This window comes from Neoakkermansia glycaniphila, assembly GCF_001683795.1.
Lineage (GTDB): Bacteria > Verrucomicrobiota > Verrucomicrobiia > Verrucomicrobiales > Akkermansiaceae > Akkermansia > Akkermansia glycaniphila.
Map to the genome: position 1 here is coordinate 54,598 of NZ_LIGX01000013.1, position 13,160 is coordinate 67,757.

Genomic DNA, 13,160 nt, shown 5'->3' on the forward strand with positions numbered 1-13,160 from the left:
GATGATGAAGACGTGCGGATGCAATGATGGAGAGGGCTGCGGGCAGGTTTTTCGGGCCGGCGATTCCATGGCCGGGCATGATTTGCGCAGGCAGGATTGGCTGATGGCGGTGCGGTTTGCGGTTGCCGCCGGTTTGGCGTTTGCCGGGTGGATGTTCGGCGAGGGTTGGGAAGGGGTTGCCTGCTATGCGGCGGCTTATGTGGTGGCCGGAGGGCATGTGATGGCTGCTGCCGCGAGGAATGTTTTGCGGGGCAGGGTGTTCGATGAGAATTTCCTGATGACGGTGGCTTCGCTTGGGGCGTTTTATCTGGGCGAGTATGCGGAGGGGGTGGCGATTATGCTGTTTTATCTGGTCGGCGAGCATTTGCAGGAGCGTTCGGTGGCGAAGTCGAAGCAGTCGATTTCATCTTTGATGCAGTTGAGGCCGGATACGGCCCGTGTGCGCGATGCGGAGGGCCATACGCGCGAGGTGCCTGCCGCCGAGGCGGTGCCGGGAGATTGCCTGTTGGTGCATCCGGGAGAGCGTGTGCCGGTGGATGGCGTGGTGCTGGAGGGGGTGTCTTCTCTGGATACGAGTTCGTTGACGGGGGAGTCGTTGCCCCGTGAAGTTTCGGTAGGGGATGAGGTGCTTTCCGGCTGTGTGAATCTTTCGGGGGTGCTTGCGGTGCGGGTGCGTAAGAGGTGGGAGGATTCGACGGCTGCGCGGGTGCTGGAGATCGTGCAGGCTTCGGCGGAGCGCAAGACGAAGCTGGAGAATTTGATTACGAGGATTTCCTCATGGTATACGCCGTGCGTGGTGGCGGCAGCTTGCCTGCTGGCGGTGCTGTTTCCCCTGTTGGGCGATGTGTCCTGGGCGGAGGGGCTGCGGCGCGGGGTTATTCTGCTGGTGATTTCCTGTCCGTGCGCGCTGGTGCTGTCGATTCCTCTGACGTTTTGTGCGGCCATCGGCCGGGCGTCGCGGCTGGGGATTCTGTTCAAGGGGAGTGCGTTTGTAGATGCGTTGAACCGGGTGCGGATGGTGGCTTTCGATAAGACGGGAACTCTGACGGAGGGAGATTTTGAGGTGTCGGAGGTGAGGGCTTGGCCGCCGTTTTCGAGGAAGGATATTTTGTTTGTTGCGGCTTCTTTGGAGGCCGTGTCGCCTCATCCTATCGCGCGGTCGATCGTGCGGGCTTGGAGTGGCTCTCGGGAGCTGGAGCGGGTGGAGGATGGCAAGGTGGTGGCGGGCAAGGGGGTATGCGGCATGCTGAAGGGGCGTTTTGTGATGGTGGGCAAGGCGTCGTGGCTGCAGGAGGCAGGGGTGGTGTTGCAGGCCGATGATAAGGAGGACGGTTCTGTGGTTGTGGAGCTTGCTGTGGATGGGGTGTATGCCGGGCGTATCAAGCTGGCGGACCGGATGAGGGGGGCTGCGCCTGCGGTGGTTGATTTTTTGAGGGGTGCCGGGTGCGAGTTGGCTGTGCTGACAGGCGATACTGTGGTTGCCGGCCAGTATGTGGCGCGCCGTTTAAGGATTCCGACGTTCCATACGAATTTGTTGCCGGATGCGAAGGTTTCTTGTCTGGAGTTGTTTCAGAGAAGGCTTGGCGGTAAGGGGTATGTGGCTTTCGTGGGTGACGGGATGAATGATGCGCCGGTGCTGACTCGGGCGGATATCGGTATCGCCATGGGAGGCCTCGGTTCGGATGTGGCGATGGAGGCGGCCGATGTGGTGCTGATGGCGAATGATTTGTCGAAGCTGCCGATAGCGTTCGGGTTGGCGCAGCATGCCCGGCGGCTGGTACGGCAGAATATATGGTTGATTGCCGGGGTGAAGGGTGTTGTGCTGGCGATGGGGGTGCTCGGAGTGGCGACGACGTGGGAAGCTGTGTTTGCGGATGTGGGGGTGTCGATTCTTGCTTCGTTGAATGCGTTGCGCGGGTTTGCCCGTTTCGGTTGAGGGCTGGATGTGTGTTTGAGCCGGGCGTTTCCGGTTGTGGCGGTGTTCGTGTTGACGGGGGGATGGATCCGGTGTTCCGCGAGGCGCGGTATGCGGTGATTGTAGGCGGCATGGGGGCGAATGATTTTCCGGGCACCCAGGGAGAGCCGTGGGATGCCCGGGAGGAGATGCCGCGTGATACGTGCGGTGCTCAGCCTTGCTGCGTATGCGGTGATGAGGCCGTGGCGGCATCGGGGTTCCGCAGTTTCCGAACGAGTTTCGCGATTTCCATCTGGACGATGGAGAGGAAGGAGACGCCTGCGACGATGGCCCATTCCGTGCCGCTGAGCCAGGTGAGCCGGAAGGCTTGCTGGAGCGAGGGGATGAAGAGGAGGCAGGCCATTAGAGCTGCCGAGACGGCGAAGGCGACCCAGAGCCACGGGTTGTGGCCTTCGGCCCGTACCCAGATGGGGGAGGTGTTGGAGCGCTGGTTGAAGGATCGGAGCATTTGCGAGAGGGCGAGGACGGAGAAGGCCATGGTCTGGCCGGTGGCGTGGCCGCCTGCGCGGTTGCCGTACCAGTAGGCGGCGAGGGTCATGGCGGCGACGAAGAGGCCCTGCGAGACGACGCGGGTGATGAGGTCGCGCTCGAAGAGGGTTCCCGATTTGACGGGTTTGTATTTCATGATGTGCCTGTCCGCCGGGTCTACGCCGAGGGCGAGGGCGGGCAGGGTGGCGGTGGCGAGGTTGACCCAGAGGATGTGGACGCCGAGGAGGGGGGATTGCCAGTTGAGGAGGGTGGCGATGAAGAGGGTGGCGATTTCCGCGATGTTGCCGACGAGGAGGAACTGGATGACTTTCTGGATGTTCCGGTAGACACGGCGACCTTCCTTGATGGCTTGGGCGATGGTGGTGAAGCTGTCGTCGAGGAGGATCATGTCGGAGGCACCTTTGGCGACGTCGGTTCCGGTGATGCCCATGGCGACGCCGATGTCTGCCGCTTTGAGGGCGGGGGAGTCGTTGACGCCGTCTCCGGTCATGGCGGCGATTTCGCCGTTTCGTTTGAGCGATTGGATGATGTCGAGTTTGTCCGCCGGGGAGACGCGGGCGAAGACGGTGGTTGTTTTGACGGCGGCGTCGAGTTGGGCGGGGGTCATGCGGGAGAGTTCTTCTCCGGTGACGATGGTGCCTCCGGGGTGCCAGATGCCGAGTTCCTGCGCGATGGCGCGGGCGGTGTTGCGGTGGTCTCCGGTGATCATGACGGTGCGGATGCCGGCTTCGCGGCAGATGCGGACGGATTCGGCGACTTCTTTGCGCGGAGGGTCGATCATGCCCGCGAGGCCGACGAAGGTGAGGCCGTGTTCGAGGTTTTCATCGCCGGAGGCAGGCAGGGTATCGATTTCCCTGACAGCGAAGCCGAGGACGCGCAGGGCCTGTTCCGACATGGAGTCGGCAATGGCGGCGATGCGTTCCCTGTCTTCCTGCGTGATGGGGCGTATTTCGGTGCCGTCGAAGATGCTGGTGCATTGCGCGAGGATGGAGTCGGGGGCTCCTTTGGTGTAGAGGATATGCTGCCCGTCGGTGAGGTTGACGGTGGACATCCGTTTTCTGTCGGAGTCGAAGGGGTGTTCGAGGAGGCGGGGGTGTGCGGTTTCCAGTTGCGCCTGGTTGATGCCGAAGGCGGCGGCGAGGTGGATGAGGGCTCCTTCGGTGGGGTCTCCAATGATTTCGCCTGCGCGGTCGGGGTCGAGGGAGGCGTTGTTGCACAAGGCTGCCGCATGGATGAGGCGGGTGTAGGAATCGGGGGCTTCGACCGCTTTCGCAAGCGGGACGACGGAGCCTAGGGTGAGGCCTTGCCCGGCGGCGAGGTGGGTGACGGTCATCCTGTTGAGGGTGAGGGTGCCCGTTTTGTCGCTGCAGATGACGGTGGCATTGCCGAGGGTTTCGACGGCGGGGAGTTTGCGGACGAGGGCGTTGCGTTTCGCCATGCGCTGAACACCCAGGGCCATGACGATGGTGGCGGTGGCGGGTAAGCCTTCCGGGATGATGGAGATGGCCAGCGAGATGGCGATCATGAGCTGCGGGACGAGGGGGCGCTGGTAGAGGAAGCCGAGCGCGAAGATGAGGATGCAGACGATGATGCCGACGATGGTGAGGGTTTTGCCGACGGCGTTGAGTTTGCGTTTGAGCGGGGTGTCCAGCTCGTCCTGGTTTTCGAGCATTCCGGCGATGCTGCCTACTTCGGTGTGCATGCCGGTGGCGGTGACGATGCCGGTGCCACGGCCGTAGGTGACGATGGAGGAGGCGTAGGCCATGTTTTTCCGGTCGCCGAGGGGGCAGTTTTCCGGGAGTTCGGCAATGGCGTTTTTGCTGGAGGGGAGGGATTCTCCTGTGAGGGAAGCTTCCTGTATCTGGAGGTTGGATGATTCGATGAGTCGGATGTCCGCGGGTACCATGGAGCCGTCTTCAAGGAAGACGATGTCGCCGGGGACGAGCATGGAGGAGGGGATGATGCTTTCCTCTCCTTGGCGAAGCGCTTTGGCATGGGGGGTGTTCATGCTGCGGAGGGCTTCAAGAGCCGATTCCGCTTTTTTTTCCTGAACGATGCCGATGATGGTGTTGAGGATGACGATGGCGAGGATGACGAAGCCTTCCGTCCATTCGTCGAGGCATGCCGAGAGGATGGCTGCTCCGATGAGGATGAGGATCATGGGATCGGCCATGTGTTCCCGGATCATTCGGAGGGTGGTTTTCGGTTCTTTGGCACGGAGTTCGTTGCGGCCGCAGAGGCGGAGCCGTTGTTCCGCTTCGGCATCGCTGAGGCCGTTCCGGGTGGTGGCGAGGGTGGCGCAGACGGTTTCTGTGCTTTTTGCGTGCCATGGTTCGGGGCACGAAAAAGGCATGGCCGTGTTCTCACAGGGAGAGGTGGTCATGCCTTCGCGTGGTCGGGATGCGTTTGTTTTGCTGCTACTTAGGGGAATGCTGCCGTTGTCGTCGCTGGATGATTGGTCCATGTGTGTGTCGATATGATGATGGTGTCCGAGCCGTGAGATTCTACAGGCTGGATATCATTATGAGGCGGGAGCTGCGGTTTTTGTTCAATTTTTTTGAAGGAGATGCGTGTGTTTGCCTGTTCTTGCCGCAATTCGTGCTTGCATGCTGATGTGAAAGGTGTAGAAACAGGGAACACGTTCCGGAGAAGAGTCGGTATTCGGCTGTATCGTCCGGGTTTGTTCAAAATAGAGGTATTCGTGATGAAAAAGTATGTTGTTGCGCTGTCGTCGTTGCTGTTTGTTGCCTGTTCGTCTTCACACCAGAGTGATTTGACGGGGAGCTGGGTGATGCCTGTTCCGGGGCAGCCCGGCAAGGTGCAGGGGTTTCGGTTGGAGGAGGGCGGCAAGGCGTCTTCCATCAATATGGCGACGCTGGTGTATGAAGGATGGAAGCGCGACGGCGATGTTCTGACCGTTTCGGGCAAGAGTGTCGGCAACAGGCAGACGATCCCGTTCACGGAGAATTTCAGGATTGTCAAATTGTCACGCATTGGGTATGCGAAAGGAAATGTCGATGCCTTGCAGAAAAAAATTCCCTCGAAGGGGCTGCTATTGGAAAAGGCAAAAGACGGTACGATACTTTTCCGCTATAAGAAATCATGATTCGCGTCACAAAGGGGCACTAGGAGTGCTTGATTCCTGCCGCCGGAGCCATGCTTCGTGGAGGTCGGGACGGTTGGTTTGCGTGCGGATGATTGCCTGTTCGCGTTTCCAGTCGGCAATGGCTTTGTGGTTGCCGGAGAGGAGGATTTCGGGTACCTGCATGCCCCGGTATTCGTTGGGCTTGGTGTAGGCCGGGGCTTCGAGGAGGCCGTCGGCGAAGGATTCTTCTTCGGATGAGCGTTCGTCGCCGAGGGTGCCGGGGATGAGGCGGGTGATGGCATCAATGACGATGACGGCAGCGATGGCACCGTTGGTGAGGATGTAGTCGCCGATGGAGAGTTCGATGTCGACGAGGGTGTCGATGATGCGCTGGTCGACGCCTTCGTAGTGGCCGCAGAGGATGATGTAGTGGCCGCTGTGGTCTGCAAGTTCGCGGGCGATGCTTTGGTTGAAGGTGCGGCCCTGCGGGGTCATGAGGATGATGCGGGTGTTTTCGCGGCGCAGTTGTTCGACGGCGGCGAAGACGGGTTCGCATTTCATGAGCATGCCCTGGCCGCCGCCGCAGAGGTAGTCGTCCGTGCGGCGGTGTTTGTCGTACGCCCAGTCGCGGAGGTTGTGGGCGCGGACGGAGACGATGCCCGCATCCCCGGCGCGGCCGAGGATGCTTTGGGAGAGCGGTCCCAGTACCATGTCGGGGAACAGGGTGAGGACGTCTATTTCAAGCATGGTTTTATTTGGCTACGTTGCGGCGAAGCATGCCTTCGATGTAGGGATCAAGGTTGCCGTCCATGACGTCCTGTATGTTGCCGGATTCGATTCCCGTGCGGAGGTCTTTTGCCATTTGGTAGGGCTGGAAGACGTAGGAGCGGATTTGGTTGCCCCAGCCGATGTCGCCTTTTTCGCTGTATTGGCGGTCGGCTTCGGCACGCTTGCGGTCTTCTTCAAGCTGGATGAGCTTGGCCTTGAGCATGTTCATGGCTTCTTCACGGTTGCGGAGCTGGCTGCGCTGGGTTTGGCAGGCGACGATGAGTCCGGTCGGAAGGTGGGTGAGGCGGACGGCGGTTTCGACTTTGTTGACGTTTTGTCCGCCTTTGCCGCCTGCGCGGTAGGTGTCCATTTTGACGTCGCGGTCGAGGACTTCGATGGCGACGGTGTCGGAGATGTCCGGCGTGGCGTCGAGGGAGGCGAAGGAGGTGTGGCGTTTGCCGGCGGAGTCGAAGGGCGAGATGCGGACGAGGCGGTGGATGCCGCGTTCGTTTTTGAGGTAGCCGTATGCGTATTCGCCTTCGATTTTGATGGTGACGGAGCGGATGCCTGCGTCGTCGCCGTCGGTGCTTTCCATGATTTCCATGGTGTAGCCTTTGCGTTCACACCAGCGCATGTACATGCGCATGAGCATGCTTGCCCAGTCGCAGGCTTCGGTGCCGCCTGCGCCCGCGTGGATGGTGATGTAGCATCCGGCGGAGTCGTGAGGGCTGTTCAGCAGGGTGATGAGTTCGAATTCTTCAAGTTTTTTGACCCATGCGTGGTATTCCTTGACGGTTTCGACGGCCATGGCATGGTCGTCTTCTTCCTGAGCCATTTCGATGAGGATTTCGAGGTCTTCAAGGCCGGTTTCGAGCGCGCGCATCTGTTCGAGGCGGCGTTTCATGGGGTTGATTTCGTTCATCAGGGCGCGGGCTTCGGTGGGGTTGTCCCAGAAGTCCGGTGCGCTCATGCGTTCATCGAGGTGGGCTACTTTCTGTTCGAGTGTAGCGAGGTCAAAGATAGCTCCCGAGCTCGGAAAGACGGCTCTTCAATGCAGCCGTGTCGAGCGCCGAGAGATCAGAATCAGCGTGTGTGTCCATGTGGAGGGGAGTATAGCGGAGGTGGGGACGGTTTGCAAGGAGAAAGGGGTTCTCAGGCGCCGCAGGGTGCGCCATACGCCGCAGAGGCTGCTTGACAGGGGGGCTCGTGGCGGTATGGATCAGGCGTCGGCGGAGAAGTGCGGGGTGAAGATGCGGCGGCTGTGGTTGCCGGGCGGTACGGGGGTGTTCGGCCAGACGAGGCATTCTGTGAGTGTGGTGTCTTCGGGGACGCTTGCATTTTCTCCGATGACGGTCTGAGGGCAGACAATGGCGGTTGAATCGATTTGCACCGAGGGGTGGATGCGGTTGCGATCGCCTTTCGGAAGGTCGAGCATCATGTCGAGGTAGGCGGCTGGGGTGCCTGGTTCGTACCAGCGGGCTTCATCGAAGAGGACTCCGGCTATTTGTCCCCGGCGGATGAGTTCGATCCAGACGGGGACGATGGAGCAGGTTTCTTCATCTGGGAAGAGGTCGGCAATGGCCGGTTCCATGATGTAGATTCCGGCGAATTGGCAGGTGCCTTTGTCTTTGCCAAGGAGGTGGCGCATGTCGGTGACGCGGCCGGCCGTTTCGTCGAATCCTACGTTGCGGTTGCCGTCTTTGCTGCGGAGGGCGAGGGTGACCATGGCTCCCGAGGCTTTGTGTGCGGCGATGAGCTGCTGCAGGGGGAGGTCGGTGAGGATGTCGCCGTTCTGGACGAGCAGGGGGGAGTCCTTGTCGATGAGGGGCAGGATTTTGCGGATGCCGCCGCCGGAGTCCAGCGGGGTGAGTTCGTAGCTGAAGCGGATGGGGCAGCCGCGCCATTCATGCTCGGGGAAGGCGCGATCCCAGCACAGAGCGAGGTGCGAGGTGTTGATGATGAATTCGCGGATTCCCGCTTCGTAGTGGTAGTCGAGCAGGAGTTCGGCCATGGGCTGCTGGAAGACGGGGATGAGCGGCTTCGGCAGGAGCGATGTGAGCGGCATGAGGCGGGTGCCGAGTCCGGCACCGAGGATGAACGATTGCATGGATGGTTTGGATGAAGAGATGGCTGCGCCGGATCAGGGGGCGACGGAGGCGATGTCTTTGGTGGCGACCCAGCCTCGGGTTCCGGTGAAGGTTTCGATGTAGGTCCATGCTCCCCGTTTCGCGAGTACGATGAGGGGGGTGGACGGCGTGAGCTGGATGACGGGGGAGCCGGACGGGTCGGCCGAGGTGCGGGCGGGCGTCGCTTCGAGGACGTAGTAGCGTTCCGCAGCTGTGAGGGTGTCCGGCAGGTGGGGATAGTAGATGTAGTTGGCAAGGCTGAGGACGAGGACGAGCCCGGCAAGGGTGGAGACGGTGACGGTGAGCGCTTTTCGGCGGCGCGTGAGCATGAGCAGGGAGATGCCTGCCGTGAGGATGGCGCCGGAGACGATGGCGATGGGGAGCAGGGAGCGGTAGGGCATCCATGTGATCCATTCTTCCTGTGCGCTGAGGTTGGGCGTGATGGCTCCTTCTTTGCGCTGGATGAAGGCAAGGTTGGCCGCGGCTTCCTTGAGGGCGGGGTTGTGTTCCAGCGCCCGGGCATAGGCGAGGGCGGCGTGGCCGGGTTTGTTCAGGCGGTAGTTGGCGTTGCCGATGCCGTAGTGGAAGCGTGCGGGGTTGGCGCCGGTGCCGTCAATTTCGCGGAGAGCCTGTTCGTATTGCGAGATGGCCTGGCTGTATTGTCCGGCCTTGTAGGATTTGTCTGCCGGGGAGTCCTGCGCCTGCGAGATGCTGTCGAGAGCCGCAAGGGCCATGAGGGCGAGGGCGGCCATGCTGCGGACGGCGGTTTTGACGGCGTGGAGCATGCCGTTGCGCTGGTCGTGGGAGAGGGCCGTGGCGTGGGTGTCAGGCTTGAATGCTTCTTCGTCCCTCTGTTTCAGGATTTGTTCGAGGCTGTCGTTCATCCTGTCGCGGGGGATGTGGGCCTCGATGTAGGCGCCGAGGGCGCGCAGGAAGGGTACGGAGTCCCGGATGGAGGAGATGTTTTTGAGTTCGGCGAGTCGCTGCCGCTGGGCGATGGAGGTGTTGCGCCAGCGGAGCCATGTGCGTGTGCCGAGGTAGGCGAGGAGGGCGAGCGTGGGGATGTAGCAGATCCAGAGCCAGTAGTTCGGGATGCTGATGCGTTCGCGGATGGTTTCGGCGGGCGGGAGGTCGTAGATGTCGACGAGTTCTTCGACGGGGACGGCACCTGCGGGCGGCGGAGCGGTGCTGCCGGAGCCTGCGGGGCCGCTCATGGTGTCTGCCGAGGCTTTCCACGGCAGGGCGATGGGCCGGGTGCCGATGGTTTTGTATTCACGCGCCTGCGGGTCGAAGTAGGACATGGTGAAGGCAGGTATGCCCGGTACTTCTTCAGTTGGTCTGATGTTGAGCTGGAAGGTGACGCTTTGGAGGTTGCCCATGGCATCCCGGTTTTCGATTTTGTTCGGCGGGTTGAGTTTCCACTGGGCGGGGTCGGAGATGTCCGGGCAGGTGAGCTGGTCGAGGTTTCCCTGGCCCGAGACGGTGATGCGGACGGAGACGAGTTCATTGGCCGAGAGGTCGCGGGCATCGGTGTCCGCCTTGATGGAGAATTCTCCGACGGCATTGGCGTAGCCCGCAGGGGCATTCAGCGGGAGGGGAAGGGCACGCAGCGATAGGCCCGAGAGGGGCAGCTCATAGGGCTGCAATGTTTGCATGATGAAAGACGGACGGTTTGTTTCCGTGGGCACGTACATGATGATCGAGCCTTTGATGGAGGTGTCTCCTTCGCGCAGCGGCGTGATGGTGCCATGCCATGTGAGCGCGCGCCAGATACCTTTGCTTGTCTGTGCGACAGGTGCAGGCATGAAGTCGAGCATGACCTGGCTGAAGCGCGAGACGGAGAGTCCCGTTCCCTGAAGGGGGGGCAGTTTCCAATCCTGAATTTGGCGGGGTATGTACAGTTTCAATACGACATCAAGCGGTTGCATGACGTAGGGTTCCTTGTTGCGCGCATACCAAAGGATGCCGTATGGAATGGGATCATCTTTCCATTGCACCTGATCGAAGGGGCATACCGTGAGCGGAGGTACGGCGACGGTGACCGTTTTGCCGGATTGCGTTTGTACTTCCAGAGGCGGGATGGTGATGCTGCCGGGTTTGTCGGCGCGTGCTCCGATCACCATGAGGCTGGCGTAGCCGTTGGGGTTGTTCGGCTGGTTGATTCTGCCGGATCCCTGTGCTTCAAGGGTCATGCCGGAAACATAAGGGGCTTTGCTCAAGCCGATGGGCGTGCCGTCCGATTCGATGAGCAGCAGATAGGTCTGTTCTCCGGGGATGACGACGTCTGAACTCCACTGTGCGGTGATGTCGGCACGGGTCCATGACGTCAGGAAGAGGCCGATGAACAGGAACAGTGTGCGGATGGTGGATGAATGTTGCTGGTTCATGGTGTGAAGGAGGTTTAATAGTCTTTGGTCGGAGGGGCGATGGGGCGTTTGAAGGTGGGATAGGGTGCGCCTTTGACTTCGTTGGTGTGCATGCGGAGTATTTGTGCGGCGCGGTGTTTTTCTCCTGCTTCTTTGGCTTCTTTGGAGGGTGCCAGTTCCGCTTCCGGGGGAGGAATTTGTTGTTGGCCGCCCTGTTCGGGGCGTTTGTCCGGCTGTTGCTGCTGTTCAGGTTCGGGCTGTCCCTGTTCTCCGGCGTTCCGGTTCTGTTTGTTTTGGTCGTTTTTGTCGTTGTCTCCGGGTTTCTGATCCTGCTTGTTTTGATCGTTTTTGTCGTTGTCTCCGGGTTTCTGATCCTGCTTGTTTTGGTCGTTTTTGTCGTTGTTTCCGGAGTTCTGATCCTGTTTGTTCTGATCGTTTTTGTCGTTGTCTCCGGAATTCTGATCCTGTTTGTTCTGGTCGTTTTTGTTGTTGTCTCCGGAGTTCTGATCCTGTTTGTTCTGGTCGTTCTTGTTGTTGTCTCCGGAGTTTTGATCCTGTTTGTTCTGGTCGTTCTTGTTGTTGTCTCCGGAGTTCTGATCCTGTTTGTTCTGGTCGTTTTTGTTGTTGTCTCCGGAGTTCTGATCCTGTTTGTTCTGATCGTTTTTGTTGTCGTCCTTCTTTTGATTCTGTTGATTTTGCTGCTGTTGCTGGTTTTGTTGCTCTTCCTGTTTTTTCTTTTCTTCTTCGAGGCGTTTGATTTCCTGATCAAGTTTGCGGATGAAGGTTTCCGTTTTGTTCAGGTTGTTGCGGCAGGCAGGAAATTCGGGCTGGATTTGCAGGGCGTCTTTGTAGCTTTGCGTGTCCTGTTCCAGTTGTTGTTTGATGTTTTTCAGTTGGGTGATGTCGGGCTGGGCCGGGGCAGAAGGCTGTCCGCTGGTGCCGGGTGCAGGGGTGTACAGTTTCCGCAGGGTTTGAAATTGCTGTTCAATGTTGATGTTTCCGATGTTGTACAGTGAGGCGGCCTGGATGGAGGGTTCATTGCTCAAAAGGGCTTTCGAGAAGCTTTCTTTTGCCAGGTCCGGTTCGTTTTTTTTGAGTTCGGCATAGCCTTTGGCGAATTGAAGGCGGCTTTGGCGTTCCGGGTTTGCTTCTTCGGGGCCGTCGGATAGTTGCCGGATGACGTCTTCGTATTGTTCGTTTTGAAGGGCTTTCAGGAGTTGTTCCGTGCGGTTTTCGGCTTTTGCGGGAGGCGCGCCGAGGAGGAAGAGGAGCAGGAGGGCGGTTTTTCTTTTCCATGAGCGCCATTCGGTGCCGATGACGATGGCGAGGAGGATGAAGATGAGGGCCGGGATGGCGAAGAGGGTGTATTGGTCGTTCGGTATTTTGGTGGTTTGGTCGCTTTGTTCTTCTGCTTCAAGTTTGGAGGTGGCGGAGCGGACGAAGGAGGCGAGGGCGTTGCCGGAGTTGATGGCATAGTATTGGCCGTCGGTCGATTTGGCGAGTTTGATGAGTGATTCGTCGTTGAGTTTGCTGATGACGTTTTGCCCGTTGTTGTCGCGGTAGAGTCCGGTGCGATCCTGGGTGTCGGGGATGACGTCTCCGGTTTTGGTGCCGATGCCGACAGTGATGACGATGAGGTGTTCTTTGCGCGCCCGTTCGACGAGGGAGAGGGAGTTGCCGACGGTGTCTTCCCCATCGCTGAGGATGATGAGGGCGTTGGTGGTGTCCGGCGAGTGCTGTTTGAAGGTGTCCAGCGCGCAGGAGAGGACGTTGTTGAGGTTGGTTCCTCCATAGGAGGCCCAGCTGCGGTTGATTTGTTCGATGGATTCGCGCAGTGCGTTGTGGTCGTGGGTGAGGGGGACGGCGAGCTGTGCATCTCCGGAGAAGACGATGAGGCCGAAGTTGTCGTCCGGCAGGGCGTCCATCAGTTCATAGGCGGCAGTGCGGGCCTGTTCGAGGCGGGAGGGGGAGACGTCCCGCGTTTCCATGGAGCGGGAGACGTCGATGGCAAGCATGATGTTGCGGCCCATGCTGATGTCTTTTCTGTCGGTGTAACCGCTGTATGGGCGGGCGAGGGCGATGATGACGAGGGCCAGTGCGAGCAGGCCGAAGGCGGTGGGGAAGTGGCGGCGCCACGGGGCAGGGCGGACGAGGAGTTCTGTTTTGTGGGTTTCGGAGACGAGGGCGAGCCAGCTGTTGTTTTTACGGCGAGCCGATACGATGGCGGCGACTGCCAGCAGGAGCGGCAGGATGAGGAGGAACAGGACTTCAGGGTGCAGAAAGTTCATGCTGGTTCCGGGGGGGGAGGGGTTACGGTGCGGGATCTGTCTCTTATACACATCTCCGAGCCC

General features: G+C 60.0%; 8 protein-coding genes. 2 read left to right on the forward strand and 6 right to left on the reverse strand.

Annotation, left to right across the window (positions count from 1 at the left end; genetic code table 11):
• Position 1 precedes the first annotated feature (1 nt).
• A complete protein-coding gene (locus AC781_RS03700) occupies positions 2 to 1,936 on the forward strand; it encodes a heavy metal translocating P-type ATPase (protein WP_067773685.1) in 1,935 nt (644 codons plus the stop codon).
• A 190-nt stretch (positions 1,937 to 2,126) separates the two neighbouring features.
• Here the strand turns inward: AC781_RS03700 and AC781_RS03705 are convergent, their stop codons facing one another.
• Entirely contained in the window at positions 2,127 to 4,817 is a 2,691-nt protein-coding gene (locus AC781_RS03705; RefSeq protein WP_067773722.1) for a cation-translocating P-type ATPase, read from the reverse strand.
• 213 nt (positions 4,818 to 5,030) lie between these two features.
• Between AC781_RS03705 and AC781_RS03710 the strand changes: the two genes are divergently transcribed.
• Positions 5,031 to 5,570, forward strand: a complete 540-nt coding sequence (locus AC781_RS03710) for a lipocalin-like domain-containing protein (RefSeq protein ID WP_197677917.1) — start codon at positions 5,031 to 5,033, stop codon at positions 5,568 to 5,570.
• A gap of 6 nt (positions 5,571 to 5,576) precedes the next feature.
• On the opposite strand, the gene trmD is transcribed toward AC781_RS03710, so the two are convergent.
• The 5 genes from trmD to AC781_RS03735 form a co-directional block, all read right to left on the reverse strand.
• The gene (trmD, locus tag AC781_RS03715; RefSeq protein ID WP_067773688.1) at positions 5,577 to 6,296 is read right to left on the reverse strand and encodes a tRNA (guanosine(37)-N1)-methyltransferase TrmD; all 720 of its coding nucleotides are present in this window, start codon (positions 6,294 to 6,296) and stop codon (positions 5,577 to 5,579) included.
• A gap of 4 nt (positions 6,297 to 6,300) precedes the next feature.
• Positions 6,301 to 7,417, reverse strand: a protein-coding gene (prfB, locus tag AC781_RS03720) for a peptide chain release factor 2 (protein ID WP_342744170.1) whose coding sequence is annotated in 2 segments (ribosomal slippage) — positions 6,301 to 7,332 and positions 7,334 to 7,417 — 1,116 coding nt in all. Because the reading frame shifts where the segments join, the coding sequence is not laid out codon by codon here.
• Positions 7,418 to 7,536: 119 nt separating this feature from the next.
• Positions 7,537 to 8,424, reverse strand: coding sequence for a sugar phosphate nucleotidyltransferase (locus tag AC781_RS03725; protein ID WP_067773693.1), 888 nt, complete (start codon positions 8,422 to 8,424; stop codon positions 7,537 to 7,539).
• Between the two features lie 33 nt (positions 8,425 to 8,457).
• Positions 8,458 to 10,830: an SH3 domain-containing protein gene (locus tag AC781_RS03730; RefSeq protein WP_067773697.1), complete on the reverse strand. Its 2,373-nt coding sequence runs from the start codon at positions 10,828 to 10,830 to the stop codon at positions 8,458 to 8,460.
• Positions 10,831 to 10,844: 14 nt separating this feature from the next.
• Entirely contained in the window at positions 10,845 to 13,097 is a 2,253-nt protein-coding gene (locus AC781_RS03735; RefSeq protein ID WP_067773700.1) for a vWA domain-containing protein, read from the reverse strand.
• Between the last annotated feature and the right edge of the window lie 63 nt (positions 13,098 to 13,160).

Excerpts from the sequence above, each read along its gene's own strand:
- AC781_RS03700 (WP_067773685.1), top strand. The coding sequence starts at position 2 with ATGATGAAGACGTGCGGATGCAATGATGGAGAGGGCTGCGGGCAGGTT.
- AC781_RS03705 (WP_067773722.1), bottom strand. The coding sequence starts at position 4,817 with ATGCCTTTTTCGTGCCCCGAACCATGGCACGCAAAAAGCACAGAAACC.
- AC781_RS03710 (WP_197677917.1), top strand. The coding sequence starts at position 5,031 with ATGCGTGTGTTTGCCTGTTCTTGCCGCAATTCGTGCTTGCATGCTGAT.
- trmD (WP_067773688.1), bottom strand. The coding sequence starts at position 6,296 with ATGCTTGAAATAGACGTCCTCACCCTGTTCCCCGACATGGTACTGGGA.
- AC781_RS03725 (WP_067773693.1), bottom strand. The coding sequence starts at position 8,424 with ATGCAATCGTTCATCCTCGGTGCCGGACTCGGCACCCGCCTCATGCCG.
- AC781_RS03730 (WP_067773697.1), bottom strand. The coding sequence starts at position 10,830 with ATGAACCAGCAACATTCATCCACCATCCGCACACTGTTCCTGTTCATC.
- AC781_RS03735 (WP_067773700.1), bottom strand. The coding sequence starts at position 13,097 with ATGAACTTTCTGCACCCTGAAGTCCTGTTCCTCCTCATCCTGCCGCTC.